This window comes from Corynebacterium sp. MSK006 (assembly GCF_030232385.1).
Classification (GTDB): Bacteria; Actinomycetota; Actinomycetes; order Mycobacteriales; family Mycobacteriaceae; genus Corynebacterium; species Corynebacterium frankenforstense_A.
On the sequence record NZ_JASPJZ010000004.1, the window covers coordinates 1 to 15,027 of the forward strand.

At 72.2% G+C, this 15,027-nt stretch carries 13 protein-coding genes and 1 tRNA gene; 7 read left to right on the forward strand and 7 right to left on the reverse strand.

Annotated elements, in window-relative coordinates:
- Positions 1–771: DUF3662 domain-containing protein (locus QQA02_RS03525; protein ID WP_284863325.1), on the reverse strand; the 771-nt coding region annotated here is incomplete at its 3' end.
- Positions 772–1,029: 258 nt separating this feature from the next.
- Here QQA02_RS03525 and QQA02_RS03530 point away from each other — a divergent pair.
- Positions 1,030–1,115: transfer RNA gene (locus tag QQA02_RS03530), tRNA-Leu, on the forward strand.
- 294 nt (positions 1,116–1,409) lie between these two features.
- Here QQA02_RS03530 and QQA02_RS03535 read toward each other — a convergent pair.
- Complete coding sequence (locus QQA02_RS03535; RefSeq protein ID WP_284773776.1) at positions 1,410–2,147, reverse strand: NAD(P)H-binding protein; 738 nt, start codon at positions 2,145–2,147, stop codon at positions 1,410–1,412.
- Between the two features lie 39 nt (positions 2,148–2,186).
- On the opposite strand from QQA02_RS03535, the gene QQA02_RS03540 reads away from it, so the two are divergent.
- From QQA02_RS03540 to QQA02_RS03565, 6 genes are all read left to right on the forward strand, one after another.
- Positions 2,187–2,522 (forward strand): CHY zinc finger protein, encoded by a 336-nt coding sequence (locus QQA02_RS03540; protein WP_284773777.1) that lies wholly within the window; start codon positions 2,187–2,189, stop codon positions 2,520–2,522.
- A gap of 112 nt (positions 2,523–2,634) precedes the next feature.
- A complete protein-coding gene (locus QQA02_RS03545; RefSeq protein WP_350309450.1) occupies positions 2,635–3,861 on the forward strand; it encodes an amidohydrolase in 1,227 nt (408 codons plus the stop codon).
- 278 nt (positions 3,862–4,139) lie between these two features.
- On the forward strand, positions 4,140–4,619 hold the full coding sequence (locus QQA02_RS03550) for a hypothetical protein (RefSeq protein ID WP_284863326.1): 480 nt from the start codon (positions 4,140–4,142) through the stop codon (positions 4,617–4,619).
- Positions 4,620–5,130: 511 nt separating this feature from the next.
- The gene (gene bioB / locus QQA02_RS03555) at positions 5,131–6,159 is read left to right on the forward strand and encodes a biotin synthase BioB (protein WP_502870969.1); all 1,029 of its coding nucleotides are present in this window, start codon (positions 5,131–5,133) and stop codon (positions 6,157–6,159) included.
- A 241-nt stretch (positions 6,160–6,400) separates the two neighbouring features.
- Complete coding sequence (gene bsaP, locus QQA02_RS11695; RefSeq protein WP_075664757.1) at positions 6,401–6,592, forward strand: biotin synthase auxiliary protein BsaP; 192 nt, start codon at positions 6,401–6,403, stop codon at positions 6,590–6,592.
- Positions 6,593–6,607: 15 nt separating this feature from the next.
- Positions 6,608–6,880, forward strand: a complete 273-nt coding sequence (locus QQA02_RS03565) for a hypothetical protein (protein ID WP_284863327.1) — start codon at positions 6,608–6,610, stop codon at positions 6,878–6,880.
- Positions 6,881–6,899: 19 nt separating this feature from the next.
- On the opposite strand, the gene QQA02_RS03570 is transcribed toward QQA02_RS03565, so the two are convergent.
- The 5 genes from QQA02_RS03570 to QQA02_RS03590 all read right to left on the reverse strand — a co-directional run bounded on the left by QQA02_RS03570 (position 6,900) and on the right by QQA02_RS03590 (position 15,014).
- On the reverse strand, positions 6,900–8,753 hold the full coding sequence (locus QQA02_RS03570; protein ID WP_284863329.1) for a DUF5129 domain-containing protein: 1,854 nt from the start codon (positions 8,751–8,753) through the stop codon (positions 6,900–6,902).
- A gap of 53 nt (positions 8,754–8,806) precedes the next feature.
- Positions 8,807–10,414, reverse strand: coding sequence for a hypothetical protein (locus QQA02_RS03575; RefSeq protein WP_284863330.1), 1,608 nt, complete (start codon positions 10,412–10,414; stop codon positions 8,807–8,809).
- A gap of 252 nt (positions 10,415–10,666) precedes the next feature.
- On the reverse strand, positions 10,667–12,022 hold the full coding sequence (locus QQA02_RS03580) for a M20/M25/M40 family metallo-hydrolase (RefSeq protein ID WP_284863331.1): 1,356 nt from the start codon (positions 12,020–12,022) through the stop codon (positions 10,667–10,669).
- A 114-nt stretch (positions 12,023–12,136) separates the two neighbouring features.
- Positions 12,137–13,402 (reverse strand): hypothetical protein, encoded by a 1,266-nt coding sequence (locus tag QQA02_RS03585; protein ID WP_284863332.1) that lies wholly within the window; start codon positions 13,400–13,402, stop codon positions 12,137–12,139.
- Positions 13,403–13,553: 151 nt separating this feature from the next.
- On the reverse strand, positions 13,554–15,014 hold the full coding sequence (locus tag QQA02_RS03590; protein ID WP_350309451.1) for a succinic semialdehyde dehydrogenase: 1,461 nt from the start codon (positions 15,012–15,014) through the stop codon (positions 13,554–13,556).
- Positions 15,015–15,027: the final 13 nt, after the last annotated feature.

Below are 15,027 nucleotides of genomic sequence, written 5' to 3' on the forward strand. Positions count from 1 at the left end.
GGCGGCACCTGCGGCGCCGACGGCGGAGGCGTCCGCCGCGGAGGCGCCGGCCGGGGCGGACTCGCCCGGACCGGTGTGCCACTGGTCGTCGGGGCCCACCTGCTCGGCGGCCCGGTTGGCCTGGTCGGCCCGGTCGGCCTGGTCGGGCCGGCTGGGCTGGTTCGTCCAGCCCTGCGCCTGGCGCGGGTCGCCCCAGCCGGCGGCCTGGCGGACCTCGGTGGCGGGGAAGTTCTCGTTGTCCTGGTGCGGAGCGTTCATGTTCTCGCTTTCCTGAACCGGGGAGGCGTGCCGCCCCGCGGGGTTCTCACTGTCGTCGTCCGCCACGGGTGCGGTACCTGCGACGTCCGCGGGCGCGGCGTCGTCAATCGCATCGAAACCGCAGCCCTGCGCGGGGGACGGGTCGGAGTAGGAGGATGCGCGCAGCTGGCCCGTCCGCATGCCGGTCTCCTCGGCGAGGACCACCGAGATCGGCCCGGCGGGCACCCAGCCCTGGTTGCGGCAGTAGCGGGCGAGCTGCTCGGCGAACATTTCCGGGAGAGTGGGGTGCGACTCCGCGAGATTGTCGAGGTCCGTCCGCGAGATGCCGACCTGGAAGACGTTGGGCGCCTCCGTGTAGTCGTCCTCGTGATAGAGGTTGTCCTCGATCTCCTGCTTGAGCAGCTCCTCGATCTCGGCGGGGACGAGCCGGCCGCCGAAGACGAGGGCGAAGGCGTTGTCGAGACCCCGCTGCAGGGTGCTGTCGAACCGCGCGAAACGGTCGAGCGTCGCCATCGGGGCCTCCTTCCCACCTCATGTTCTCTGCGCTGATGTTCTGGCGTCTGGACTTTCCGTGCGTCGCGGAGTCGAGGCGGCGCCTCGCGGCGGCGACCCGCGTCCGGCCACACGATGGATCCAGTATAGAGGCAGGTAGCGCATAGCTGATAGACGTTGAGCCTCCCGGGCGCGTGGAAATGGCCATTGAACTGGCGATTTGTGAGCGGTGGCGTGGCCGTCTAGAGTTAGTGCAGTCGCAAACGCGGCCACTTGTTTGGGCGAGTGGCGGAATTGGCAGACGCGCTGGCTTCAGGTGCCAGTGTCCTTTACGGGACGTGGGGGTTCAAGTCCCCCTTCGCCCACAGCGAGACCCCCTCGCGCTCCTCCGGGAGTGCGAGGGGGTCTTTTTCGGTGGGTGGGTTTGGGTTGTGGGGTTAGTGGGGCTGGTTGGCTGACTGGTGGGGTTTGTGGGGCCGGTTGGCTGGATGTGGTTCGGGCGCGCCGGGGTCGTGGGCAAAATGTCGACGTATGTCCGTTCGCCTGCCGCGTTTGCCCAGGTGGTCGAGAGCGGCGCGGGACAAAGGTGCACATTTTGCCCACGGGAGTGGCCGGCCGACCACGCCCACCGGGCCGGCCGGGCCGCTCATCCGAGGCCCTTACTTCTTCTCGGCCTCGCCCTTGGGGTCTGTCCCGCCCTCGGGAGCTGTCCGGTCCTCCTGGGCCTTCTGCTCCCCGGCCTTCTCTTCCGCGTCCTTCTTCTCCGCGGCGAACACCGGGCGCACCTTCTCGGTGCCCGGCTTGCCCACGCCGAGGTCCTCGCGGCTGTACAACGCAGGATCGCGGATGATCTCGGCGGCGAGCGCGGCGACCGACTGGCGGGTGACCACCGTGCCCCGGAACTCCTCGTCGCGTTTGGTTACCGCGTAATCGACCTCGTCGCCCTCGATGAACCACGCCGGCCGCAGCACCGTGTAGTCGATCGCTGAGCCCGCGATCTCCTCCACGGCCTTGCGGTACGGCTCCAGCGCCCCGCCGAGCTGCTCGCGGTTCCACTCGCCGAACTCCCCGGGCACCTCGTCGTGGATGCCGAGCGCGGCGGTGAAGATCAGCCTGGTCACGCCCCGGCCGGTCATGGTGGTCACGATCGCCTCGGCCATCTTGTCGACCTCGCCGACCAGGCCTGCGTAGACGACCTCCTGGCCGCCGACGGCCTCCCAGAGCGCCTCCTTGTCGAGCACGTCGCCCTCGATGACGTCCACACCCTCGGGGACCTCGCCCAGCCGGTCGCGCGAGCGCGCGAACAGGGTCAGGTGCACGGAGTTGTCATCTGCCAGGAGCTTGGTCAGGCGCCGCGCGATCCGTCCGCCGGCGCCGAGGATCAGGACGTTGCGCATGTTTCCCACGTTACCGACGCCCCGGTGGACAATGGCCCCATGGACATCGAACGTGGCGCGGGCGGCACCCGCCCCGCCATCCACGGCCGGGGCGTCGACGCCGAGGGGCGCTGTGCGCACTACGGCGGGACGAGGGACGTCGTCGGAAATCTGTGTGTGACCTGCGGGAAGTACTGGTCCTGCCACCGCTGCCACGAGGAGGCGTGCAACCACTCCTTCGGGCGCGCGCCGCTGGACGCGCCGGCCGTGGTGTGTGGTGTGTGCGGGCACCTGATGAATTACACGGAGTACTCCTCCACAGACTCGTGCCCGGCGTGCGCCCACGGTTTTAATCCGGGCTGCTCACTGCACACCCACCTCTACTTCCAGGTGTGAGCCCCGCCCGCGCCGCGTGCCCGGGACGCCGCGGCGGCACAATGGGGGAGTGGTGCCCGGCCTGGCCCCGCACCCCGATAACCACAACTTTTAGACACGAAGGACCCGGCCCGTGACCGACCCCGCCGCAACCGACACCGCAGACTCGCGCCTGCGCACCCTCTTCGACGCCCTCGGGCCCACCCGCGCCGAGCGCGAGGAGCTCTACAAGTGGTTCCACCGGCACCCCGAGACCGCCTTCACTGAGTACGAGACCTCGCGACGCATCGGCGAGGAGCTCTCCGCCCTCGGGCTCTCCCCGGTCAGTGTGGGCACCACCGGCAAGGTCGCCGTGCTGGCCAACGGCGAGGGCCCCGTGGTGATGATGCGCGCCGACTTCGACGCGCTGCCGTGCGCCGAGGAGTCCGGCAAGGACTACGCGGCCGACCCGCAGCTGGGTCGCATGCACGCCTGCGGCCACGACCTGCACACCACCGCGCTGCTCGGCGCCGTGCGCGCGCTGGTGGAGAACCGCGACGCCTGGCGGGGCACCTTCATCGCGCTCTTCCAGCCGGCCGAGGAGATCGGCCAGGGGGCCTCCGAGATGGTCGCCGCGGGGCTGACCGAGAAGGTCCCGCACCCCGACGTCGTGCTCGGCCAGCACGTCTTCTCCACCCTGCCCGGCGGCACCGTCGGCGCGCGCCGGGGGCCGGCGCTGTCGACGACGACGCAGCTGCGCGTGGTCATTCACGGCCGCGGCGGCCACGGCTCGATGCCGCACACCACGATCGACCCTGTGGTCATCGCCGCCGCGGTGATCGGCCGGATCCAGACGATCGTCTCCCGCGAGCTCGAGCCGGGCACCTTCGGCGTGGTCACCGTCGGCTCCGTGCACGCCGGCGACGCCCCGAACACCGTCGCCGACTCCGCCACGCTGCGGCTGAGCACGCGTGCCTACGACGAGGACGTCGACGCCCGCCTGCTCGCCTCCGTCGAGCGCATCGTGCGCGCCGAGTGTGCGGCGGCCGGCGCCGAGCGCGAGCCCGAGTTCACCGTCGAGGGCCGCGGGCCCCTGACGACTAACGACGCCGCGGTCACCGGCGCCGTGATGGGCTCCTTCCGCTCGGCGTTCGGCGAGGCGGGCGTGCACGAGCCGGGGCGGTGGACCGGCTCGGAGGACTTCTCCAACATCCCGCGCGCCTTCGGCGCGCCGTACTGCTTCTGGGCGCTCGGCGGCTTCTCCGACTGGGAGAACGCGCCGTCGAACCACTCGCCGCAGTTCGCCCCCGACCTGCAGCCGAGCCTGGACCGCGGCACCGAGGCGATCCTCGCGGCGGCTGCGCCCTGGCTGATCCGCTGATCCGCTGGGGCGGGCGGGAGCGGCGCGGGCGGGCGCGGCGCAGACGCGCGGCCGGCCTGCGTGCGGCGCCGGGGCGGCGCGGCGCCCGTCCGGCCGGTGCGCGCCGGGGCGGCGTATCGCACCTGGTAGTTGACGTGTCAACACAACCGAATTAACCTATAAAGGAGTGGACGGGCGCCACGCCGCGCACCGCCTCGCGCGCCGTTACCGCACGGGGGAGGGGCGCGGCGTCGGCAATCGCCCGGTAGAGACGCACCCGCGAGAGGAATCCCCAGACAATGAGCATCGCATCGACCATCCTGCGCGCCGTGACCGGCGCGTTCATTCTCAACTCCGGCTGGAACAAGAAGGACCTGCCCGCCGAGGCCGCCGGCGGCCTGCAGGAGATGGCCGCCACCGGCATCCCGCAGCTGAAGGACATGGACGCCGACACCTTCGGCAAGTTCATCTCCTACTCCGAGATGGGTGTCGGCGCCGCGCTGCTGGCCCCGTTCGTCTCCACCCGTCTCGCCGGCGCCGCGCTGACGACCTTCGGTTCCGGCCTGCTGACCATGTACTTCGGCAACGACGACATGACCGAGTCCGACGGCATCCGCCCCTCGCAGGAGGGCACCGCGCTGGCCAAGGACTCCTGGCTCGTCGCCATCGGCGCGGCGCTGCTGCTGTGGCCGAACGACAAGGCCCGCGCCAAGAAGGCCGAGAAGCGCGCGAAGAAGGCCGAGAAGAAGGCCGACAAGGCTGTCAAGGCCGCGAAGTAGCCCTTCAGTAGCTTCGCCTTCCGGGGTCTTCCCCGTCCCGCCCCCGTCACCTCCCGCGAGGTGGCGGGGGGCGCTTTCCTTTGGGTGGCGGCGGGGTGTGGCGTGCCGGCGGGGTGTGGCGTGGCGGTGGGGTGTGGCGTGCCGGCGGGGTGTGGCGTGGCGGTGGGGTGTGGCGTGCCGGCGGGTCGGGCGGAGGGTCGGGCCGCCGGGTCGCGCTGGTGTCGTCCGCCGATCCGCGCCTCCTCCGGCTCGACCCAGCAAGGCCCCGTATAGCAAGGGCGGTTTTCTACCCAGCAAGGCGTCCGCCTGCTGGGTAGGGGCTTGCTGGGTAGGGGCGCGGCGCCCGTCCTCGTTCGCTCGCGCCTCGCCCGCAGCCCGGGCCCGCCCCGCTCCATCTTCCGCATGACCGCAACCAGGGGTGAACTCTGTTCAAGTCGAATTGAACAGCGTTCTGGCGCAGTCGTATGCTGCACCGTGAAGACTCGCTTTTTCGTCACTAAGGAGCACCACCGTGTCCACTCCGGAAACCGCGGCCGGCCCCGAGCCCGCCATCCTCACCAAGGCCCGCGAGCTCGCCCTCGAGCGCGGCGAGGGCCTCAGCGAGGCCCAGATCCTCGAGATCCTCCGGCTCGACGAGGAGCACATCCCCGCTCTCCTCGAGCTCGCCCACCAGGTCCGCCTGCGCTGGTGCGGCGACATGATCGAGGTCGAGGGCATCATCTCGCTCAAGACCGGCGGCTGCCCCGAGGACTGCCACTTCTGCTCGCAGTCCGGCGTCTTCTCCGAGTCGCCCGTGCGCGCGGCCCGCCTCGACATCGAGGAGCTGGTCGAGGCCGCCAAGCAGACCGCGAAGTCCGGCGCGACCGAGTTCTGCATCGTCGCCGCGGTCAAGGGCCCCGACGAGCGCCTGATGCGCGAGGTCGAGGCCGCCGTCGACGCGGTGGCCGCGGAGGTGGACATCAACATCTCCGTCTCGATCGGGATCCTGACCCCCGAGCAGGCCCACCGCCTGGCCGAGCGCGGCGTGCACCGCTACAACCACAACCTCGAGACCGCGCGCAGCTACTTCCCCGAGATCGTGACCACCCACACCTGGGAGGAGCGCCGCGAGACCCTCAACCTGGTCCGCGCCGAGGGCATCGAGGTCTGCTGCGGCGGCATCGTCGGCCTGGGTGAGTCGCTGGCCCAGCGCGCCGAGTTCTTCACCCAGCTCGCCGAGATCGACCCCGAGGAGGTGCCGATCAACTTCCTCGACCCGCGCCCGGGCACCCCGCTCGAGGACCAGGAGGTCATCGACACCCCCGACGCGCTGCGTGCGATCGGCGCGCTGCGCCTGGCGCTGCCCAAGGCCGTCATCCGTTACGCGGGCGGCCGTGAGCTGGCGCTGGGTCAGGACGGCACCGAGGCCGGCCTGCTCGGCGGCATCAACGCGCTGATCGCGGGCAACTACCTGACCACGCTCGGCGACCCCGCCGAGCGCGACCTCGACATGCTCGGCCGCATGCAGCTGCCGCTGAAGGTGCTCAACCGTGTCGTCTAGGGGACTGCGCGAGGTCTCCGACGAGCTCGCCGCCGCCGTGCTGGCCGGCGAGCGCCTGCCGTTCGACCTCTTCACCGGCGTGCGCCTCGAGATTGACGACGCCGCGCCTGCCGCCCCAGCTGCGTCCGTCGCCGCGGGCGCGGGTTCCGGTGTGGACGAGGGCGCCGGCGCTGCCGGTGCCGAAGGCGCCGCCTCAGCCTCGGAGTTCGGCGAGGGGCCGCGCAACGCGGCTGGCCGCCTGCTGCCCGAGGCCTGGCAGGCCGCCTACCTGGGCGCCTACGAGGGCACCAACCCCGGGGTGCGGGCCGGGTTCGACCCGCCGCGCTACTGCGGGCTGTGTGGCCGGCGCATGATCGTGCAGGTGCGTCCGGACGGTTGGTCGGCGCGCTGCTCCCGCCACGGCGAGCTCGACTCGGCCTGGCTGGAGCGCTGAGGTGGAGAGGCAACCATGAGCCTGCATATGCTCGTCGTCCTCGTCCTGGCCGTCGTCGTGCCGCTCGTCGGCCTGGTGTTGAGCCGGAGGCGGACCGACGCCGGCCCGCGGCGCATGTGGGTCGGCGCCACGGCGCTGTTCGCGTTGCCGGCGGCGGTTCTGCTCGGCGTGGCCTGGACCCGCGGATGGAATGACCTCTCGCTGGGCACCTGGCTGGTCGTCGCGGTCTACGCGATGGCGGTCAGCGTCGTCCTGGGCCTGCTGGACAGGGGCTCGACCGGCCGTTAGGCGCACCCGCCTGGTGCGCCTAGAAGCTTGACGAGCCGCCCGCGCCCGAGAACCCCGAGGAGAACGAGGTGTTGACCGCCCCCGAGGTGCCCGCGGCAGCCTGGGTCTGCGCGTTGGAGGTGTGCCAGGCGGCCATGGTCCAGAACGGCACGAAGTTGTACACGCCGTAGCCGGGCCGGTAGTCCGGCTCGTAGATGGCCGGGGCGCGCAGCTCGGTGGCCTCGTCGGCGTCGACGTCGTCGAACTTCTCGTCCTTAAGCCGGGCCAGCGCGGTGCGGTAATCGCCGAGTAGCTGCATGTAGGAGTCGAGGAACGCGGCGTCCTCGTTCGCGGGGGAGGCTACCGCACCGGTGCCGTCGCCCTCGCGCGTGGCCAGGTCGGCGTCCATCCACTCGGCGCGTTCGCGCAGCGTCTGCAGCTCGCGGTAGAGCCCGGAGCCGGCGTCCTTGATCTCGACCTGGGCGGCCACGATGTCCTCGCGCAGCGCCTGCAGCTCCTCGCGGCGCACCGTGGCGTCGCCGTTCTCCATGCGGAACAGTCGGTCGATGTTGTCCTCGGCGTAGGAGACCCGGCGCACCGCCCGGGCGGCCTCGGTGATCTCCCCGCGGCGCTCGTAGAGCGCCTTGTCCGCCTCCTCGGCGGCGCGCCGGTCCGCCGCCGGGCCGGTGTGCCCGGCGGCCGTACCTGCGCCCGCACCCATGGCCGGGGAATCGCCCGCACCCACGGCGCGGGAACCGCCCGCGCCGGGCCGCGCGGGCGTCGTCAATTGCAGGGCACCGAGGCGGTCGACGTCGTCGTGCAGGGACAGGAAGCGGTCGCGCACCTCCTCCCACTGGCGGCGCATCGTGGCGTCGACCAGCGGGGAGGTCAGAGAGTGGGCGCGCACGTCGATCGCGTCGAGGCGCCCCGCCAGCTCGCCGTACTCGCGGGTGAGAAGGTCCAGTTCGGCGCGGGCCTGGGCGAGCGCGCGGGCGCGTTTGTTGCGGCCCGCGATGAAGAGCCCGGAGGCGGTCATGCCCCCGACGGCGCCGCCGACCGAGCCCAGCACGACCCCGACGGTGCGGTCCTCGCGGGCGGTCTCGTAGGCGCGCTCACCGGCGGTCTCGGCGTCGGCGGCCTCGTGTGCGCCGGCGAAGAGCCCGCCGCGCAGGTTGCCGTCCTTCACACCCGGCTTGATCGCCTCAATGCTCGCCTCGAGGTGGTCGCTGTCGTCCCTCAGATCGAGATCGTCGGCGACGTCCTCACCGGCGAAGACGAACGCCTGGCGCGGGTCGAGGCCCACGCCGACGACGAGCACGCCGTCGGCGAAGTGGTCCTCGCCGATGAGCTCCGGCTCGTTGTCGCGCAGGTAGTTCTCCACCGTGTCGTTGACGTTGGAGTCGTTTTTGGCGAAGACGAGGTAGCGCAGCTCGCGCACGACCTCGGGGGCGTGGATGCGCGCGGCGTCGGCGACGATGCCGCGCTCCTCGTCGTCCGAGAGCACGTCGTCCGGGTCCGAGACCTCCGCGTGCAGCTCCTGGGCCGCCGGGGCGACCACGTAGTCCTCCCGGACCGGCCGGTCGATGCCCAGCGCGATGGGCCCGCCGACGAGCGCGGCCCCGGCGATGCCCGCGCCGAGGAACGCCGCGAGCGAGCGGCCGCGCCAGCCGCCGACTCCCTTGGTGGCGGCCTGGTACTCCTCGTCGGTCAGCGCGGTCTCCGGAGTGGCCTGCGCGGTGTCGCCGGCCTGGTCGCGGCGCTCCTGCCGGTCGTGCTGCCGGGCCCGCTCCGCTCGCACGGCCTGGGAGCGTTCCCGGCGGTCCGCGCGTGCCTGCCTGCGGATCTCCTGGCGCCGGGCGCGCCGGGCTCTTCTGGGGTTGTCCTCCGCGTTCATGGGAAAAGAGTAGCGCCGCGGGCGGGGCGGCGCAGGGGTCGGCAGGCGGGGCCTCAGAAGTGGGAGGAGCCGCCCGCCCCGGAGAACCCCGAGTCGGAGAACGAGCCGCCCGACTCGCCGGTGTTGGTGCTGTCGCCGGGCGCGCGCCAGGAGTAGGCCTTCTTCATCGCCTCGAAGGGCACGAAGCCGACGGCTGGGTAGCCGGGGCGGTAGCCCTTCTCGAAGAGCGCCGGCGAGTGCGGTGGCGTCGCCTTCGAGCGGGGAGACTCGGCCTCGCGCAGCCGGTCCAGCGCGGCGCGGTAGTCGCCGAGCAGCGCGACGTAGGCGCGCAGGAACGCGCTGTCGAGCTCAACGCTGACCTGGCTCGGTGCGTCCGCCGGACCCTGCGCGTCGGCCTGACGGGTCACGGTGCCGCGCAGCCGTGCGGTCCGCTTGCGGATCCCCACCAGCTCCCGGTGGACCGCCGTCTCCTCCTCGGGCGCGGAGTCGTGCGTGGCGTTGGGGGCGGCCAGCTGCACGGCGACGACGCTGTCGCGCAGGTCGTCGAGCTCCTCGAGGCGCGTCGTGGTGTCCCCGCGCTCCATCAGGTCGATGCGCCCGATGCTCTCCGCGGCCCGGCCCAGGTCGCGCACCGTGCGCGCCGCCTGCGCGATCTCCCCGCGGGCGTCGTGGAAGGCCTGCTCGTCGGCGGCCTGCCGCCGGCGCCGCTCGGCGCGCGACGCCTTCTTCCGCGCCCGCGGGCTGACCGGGACGATCGCGTGCGGGGCCTCGTCAGCCGGCGCCTCCCCGCGCCCGTCCTCCCCGTCGGGATGCGTGGCGGCCTCCAGACCGACGAACCGGTCGATCTCGGGGCCCACGTCGTGGAAGCGGTCGCGCACTTCGGCCCACTGGCGGTGCATGGTCTCGTCGGCCAGCGCCGAGGCGAGCGCGCCCACCTGCGCGTCGACGCGGTCGAGACGTTCGGCCAGCGGCGCGTATTCGTCGGTGATCACGTCGAGTTCGGCGCGCGCCCGGGTCAGGCGGCGGCCGCGGATGTGGCGGCGGGTGCCGATGAGCCCCACCGAGCCACCCGCCAGGACCAGGCCCACCGCCCCGGAGACCCCGGTGGCGCGCAGGCGCTCCTCGGCGGCTGCGTCGTGGCGGGCCTGCGCGATGGCGTCGGGGTCGACGACCTCGCCCAGTCCGGCGAGCAGTCCGCCGGTGAGGTCGCCCGCGCGCACGTCCGGTTTGATCGCCTCCAGGGCGGCGTCGAGGTGGGCGTCCCCGGCGTTGAGTCCCAGCCGGTCGGCGACGTCGTCACCGGCGAAGACGAAGGACTGCCGCGGGCTGAGCCCGACGCCGACGATGAGGACGCCGTCGGCGAAGCGGTCCCCGTCGATCAGCCCGGGCTCGCCGCCGCGCAGGTGGTCGACCACCGTGCCGATGACCTCGTACTCGTTCTGTTCGAAGACCATGAAGCGCAGCTCGTGGACCACCTCGGGCATCTCGAGGCGCGCCGCCTCTCCGAGCAGGCGGTCCTGGTCACCTGCGTCGAGCAGACCGTCCGGGTCGTCGACGCGCGCCGTGGGTGCGGTCTGTGCGAAGTCGACGGAGATTTCCGACGCCGCGGGCACCGGGTTCTTGAAGAAGGCGCCGCCGGCCGCGATGCCGGCGCCGAGCACCGCGGCGGCCGCCGCGGTGGCGATGACCCGGGTGCGCGAGGGGCGGGTGGCGTCGGGTTGGGTGTGGCCGGGTTGCAGGCGCGATGACCCGGGTGGGCGAGGGGCGGGTGCGCGCGTCGGCGGCCGCGAGCTCGTCCGCCGTCAGGGCGGAGTCCGCCGAGCCTGGGCCGGGGCGGTCACCACCGGCGGACTGCGCGCCGTTCATGGTGCTCAAGGATAGTGCGCGCACCCGGTCCCCGCGCGCGTCGGAAATCACGCCCCCAGGAAGCGCTCCACCAGACGGGAGTAGGCGCCCACGGTCAGGCGCAGGTCCTCGAGGTGCAGGTGCTCGTCGTGGGCGTGCAGCTGGCGGTTGGCCGCCGCCAGGTCGCGGCCGCGTGCGTGCAGCGCGAAGCCGTAGCCGTTGCCGCCGAGGCGGCGGGCGAAGCGCAGGTCAGAGCCGCCGGTGGCGTAGACGGGCACCACCACGGCGTCGGGGAACTCCTCGTGGATGGTGGCCACCATCGCGTCCCACAGCGGGCCCTCGGCCGGCGACTCGGTCGCCGGCTCGGTGATCAGGTGATCGATCTCGACCTCGTCGGCGAGATCGCCCAGACCCTCACGGATCAGCTCGTCGATGCCCTCCTGGGTGTGCCCGGGCAGCGGGCGGATGTCCATCTCCAGGCTGGCCTTCGACGGCAGCACGTTGATCGCCCCGCCGGCGCGCAGCACGGTCTGGGCCAGCGTGAGGTGGGAGAAGGCGTGCGCGTAGCCGGCCAGGTCGCCGAAGACGGCGTAGTCGGCGGCGTCCGAGCCGGTCAGCAGGGCCTTCTCGGTGGCCGGGTCGAAGCGGAAGGCACGCACGAAGCCCTGCCAGATCGGGTTGTCGGTCACCGGCGGCTCGATGGCGGCGATGCGCGCGGCGACCTCGCCGATCTTCGCGACCGCCGAATCGCGCCCGTAGGGTGTGGAACCGTGGCCGGCCTCGCCGCGCACGGTCAGGCGGCGCTGTCCGGCGCCCTTCTCGCCGACGTAGACGACGACGGCGTCCGAGCCGTCGGCCACCGGAAGGTGCGCCCCGCCGGTCTCCGAGAGGCAGTTGCGCCAGCTGAACGCCTCGGCCGCGTTCTCTGAGAGCCACTTGCCGCCCAGGCCGCCGCGCGCCTCCTCGTCGGCGAGCGCGGCGAAGGTCAGCTCCCCGCGCGCGCCGCCGCGCTTAGCGACGTCGCGGGTGACCGCGGCCATCGTCGCGGTGATGAAGAGCATGTCCACCGAGCCGCGGCCGTAGAGGACCTCCTCGCCGGCGGTATTGGTGACGATCTCGGCGCCGAAGGGCTCGTGCTCCCAGGCGTCCTCGTCGACGGGCACGACGTCGGTGTGGCCCATCAGGGTCAGCGGCTCGGCGTCGGGGTCGGTGCCCGGCACGGTGAAGATGACCGAGACGCGGCCCGGGTGCGGCTCGAACTCCTGGACGCGGACGTTCGGGGTCTGCGCGAAGAAGGCCTTGAGGGTCTCGGCGTTGCGGCGCTCCTCGCTTGAGTCCGCGGTCAGGTCGTTGACGCAGGCGTTGCGGATGAGCTCGCGCAGCAGGTCGAGGGTCTCGGTGTACAGGGCTTCAGTGGTGGCCATGGCTCCGGAGTCTACGCGGGGCGGGCGGTGGTCCGAGGACCGGGGCGTACCGCTCGGACTGTCAGTGATGGACCGGGCGGTCTAGTAGGTGGTGGGTGGTTGTTGGTCGCCGGACTACGGGCGGCCGGACCAGCCCTGCGGGCCGTCGGGCGGGGAGCCGCCCGCCCAGCCGGGGTTGCCGCCCGGCTGCGGGCCGCCCGCGGGGAAGCCGCCGGGCTGGCCGCCGAACGGCGCACCGCCGGGGCCGGGCCGACCCGGCTGACCGGGCTGATCGGGCTGGCCGCCGCCGAACGGCGCACCGCCGGGGCCGGGCTGAGCGGTCGCCGCGGCGTGGCTCTTCTTCTTGAGAGCGCCCGGCCACGCGAGCAAGGAGATGACGCCCCAAGCGATCGCCGCGACGGCCAGCAGGAGCATGAGCCACGCGCCCAGGTTCAGGTCGTAGGTGTAGTCCATGCCGCCGGTGTCGGTGGTGATCTCCGAGAGATCCGCCTCGATGGAGGCCTTCGTGCCGACCATCAGGAACACGTAGTAGCCGGCCAGCGCCACGCCGGAGACGATCGTGACGATCGCGGCGGCGAGCCGGAGGCGCAGCGCCCACAGCACGGCCGCGGCGATGAGCGCGAGCACGATCAGGATCATGGCGACGATGCCGGCACCGACGCCCGACTCCTCCTCGAGGGACTGCTCCAGTTCCGTTTCCATCTGGTCCTGGTACTGCTGCATCTCCTGTTCGAGCTGCTGGCTCAGGCCGTCAGTGAAGCCCTCGAGGGAATCCTCGCCGAAATCGTCGCTGTAGGGGTCCTGCTGCACCGGAACGAAGGAGGGCGCCGGGGAGCCGTGGGAACCGAAGCCGAATTCACTCGAGTCGAAGCTGTCGGAACCGCCGTAGGAGTCCAGGTCGCCGAAGGACTCGGACTCGAGTTCGGACTCGAGATCGGAGAAGGGGTCGGAACCGGGGTCGGAACCGAGGCCGGACCCGTAGTCCTCGAGGCCCTCGAAGGGGTCGATCTCGCCCATGTCGAAGGAGCCCGTGAGCTCGGACGAGACGTTGTTCCAGCCGTTCTGGGTGACCTTGACCTCCACGCCGAACATCGACAGGGTGGTCGTGTTGACCGGCAGGAACGCCGCCAGGGCGACGAAGATCGCGAGCACACCAGTGATCGCCGCGGCGACGAAATCGGAGGAGCCGCCGGAGCCCGCGCCGGCCTGGGCGGGCGCGCCGGGATCCGCGGGGCCACCGGGGGCGCCCGCACCGACGGGGCCGACGGGCGCGCCGGGAGTCGAGGGGTTTGCGGGGTACCCGGATCCGCCCGGGAAGGCGTTTTGGTCCGGGGTGCCGGGGCGTCCCGGCTGGTCCTGCCATCCACCTGGTCGGCTCACAAGGCTCTCCTAGATAAGTCGTGGGGAATTTGTCCCACAACTTATCGGAGTGTGAGTGTCTTCGTCAGCTGGACCTTCCGCGGCCTCGCGGAGACCGCGGGCCGAAGGGCGGCGGCAGCGGCGATTCGCGCCCGGCGAGCCGCGGCCGCGCCTACCGCAGGATCCGCTTGCCGAACTTCAGCGCCGCCGTCACCGTCTTGGCGAGGACGTCCGGGTCCACCACGGTGTTGCCCGAGATCGACATCAGGTGCTGGACGGCCACCGTGCGCGCCTCGGTGTACTTGAGCATGCCGCCGTCGCCGTGGCGGCGGCCCACGCCGGACTGCTTCCAACCGCCCATCGGCGCGCCCACCGAGGACCACGCGGCGGCGAAGCCCTCGTTGACGTTGACGGTGCCCGTGTGCAGCCGCGAGGCCAGCTTCGAGCCGGTCACGGGGTTAGCCCACACGCTGGCGTTGAGCCCGTAGCGGGTGTCGTTGGCCTTGAGCACGGCCTCGTCGAGCGACTCGACGACCTCGATGGCCACCACCGGGCCGAAGGTCTCCTCGCGGAAGAGCTCGGCGTCCTCGGGCACGTCGGCCAGCAGCGTCGGCGCGTAGAAGGCCGGGCCCAGGTCCGTCAGGCGGCGTCCGCCGGTGAGCACGCGTGCGCCCTTGGCCACCGCGTCGTCGACCATCGCGGCGACGTGCTCGCAGTGCTCCTCGGAGATCAGCGAGCCCATGTCCGTCTCCCAGTCGTGGCCGCCGCCGATGCGCATGCCGGCCACCGAGTCGACGAAGGCGGGGATGAACTCGTCGGCGATGCCGCGGTGGACGTAGAGCCGCTCGATCGAGATGCACAGCTGGCCCGAGTTGGAGAAGCACGCCGCCCGCGCGCCCGGCACCGTGCGCTCGAGGTCGGCGTCGTCGGCGACGATCATCGGGTTCTTGCCGCCGAGCTCCGCCGAGTAGCCGATCAGCCGCTCGCCGGCCTGTTTGCCCAGCATCCGGCCGGTGGCCGTCGAGCCGGTGAACATCAGGTAGTCGCACTGGGCGACGATCTCCTGGCCGACCACCGAGCCGGAGCCGGTGACCGCCTGGAAGACGTTCTCCGGCAGTCCCGCCTCGCGCAGCAGGTCGGCGACGAGCAGGCCGGTGTAGGGCGTCTGGGAGTCCGGCTTGAGCACCACGGCGTTGCCCATGGCCAGCGCGGCGATCGCGTCGCCGGCGGTCAGGGAGAACGGGTAGTTCCACGGGGAGATCATGCCCACCACGCCCACCGGGTCGTGCTCGACGCGGGTGCGCGTCAGCCCCGGCAGCGAGGTCTTCGCCCGCTTCGGGCGCAGCAGCCGCCCGGCGGCGTAACCGCAGTGGCGCGTGGTGATGGCGACGTCCATGACCTCCTCGAACGCGCTGGTGCGGTTCTTGCCGGTCTCGTCCTGGATCAGGTCCAGGATCTCGTCGCGGCGTTCGAGGACCAGGTCGTGCAGTTTCAGCAGTACCTTGCGGCGCTCCTTGACGGGGGTCGCCTGCCAGCGCCGCTGTGCGGGCCGGGCGCGGTCGAAGGCGTGACGGGTGTCTTCGGCGGTGTGCGCGGTGACCTCGCCGAGTTCCGCGCCGGAACTCGGGGACACAACTGTGATGACT

Excerpts from the sequence above, each read along its gene's own strand:
- QQA02_RS03550 (WP_284863326.1), top strand. The coding sequence starts at position 4,140 with ATGAGCATCGCATCGACCATCCTGCGCGCCGTGACCGGCGCGTTCATT.
- QQA02_RS03540 (WP_284773777.1), top strand. The coding sequence starts at position 2,187 with ATGGACATCGAACGTGGCGCGGGCGGCACCCGCCCCGCCATCCACGGC.
- QQA02_RS03570 (WP_284863329.1), bottom strand. The coding sequence starts at position 8,753 with ATGAACGCGGAGGACAACCCCAGAAGAGCCCGGCGCGCCCGGCGCCAG.
- QQA02_RS03535 (WP_284773776.1), bottom strand. The coding sequence starts at position 2,147 with ATGCGCAACGTCCTGATCCTCGGCGCCGGCGGACGGATCGCGCGGCGC.
- QQA02_RS03565 (WP_284863327.1), top strand. The coding sequence starts at position 6,608 with ATGAGCCTGCATATGCTCGTCGTCCTCGTCCTGGCCGTCGTCGTGCCG.
- QQA02_RS03580 (WP_284863331.1), bottom strand. The coding sequence starts at position 12,022 with ATGGCCACCACTGAAGCCCTGTACACCGAGACCCTCGACCTGCTGCGC.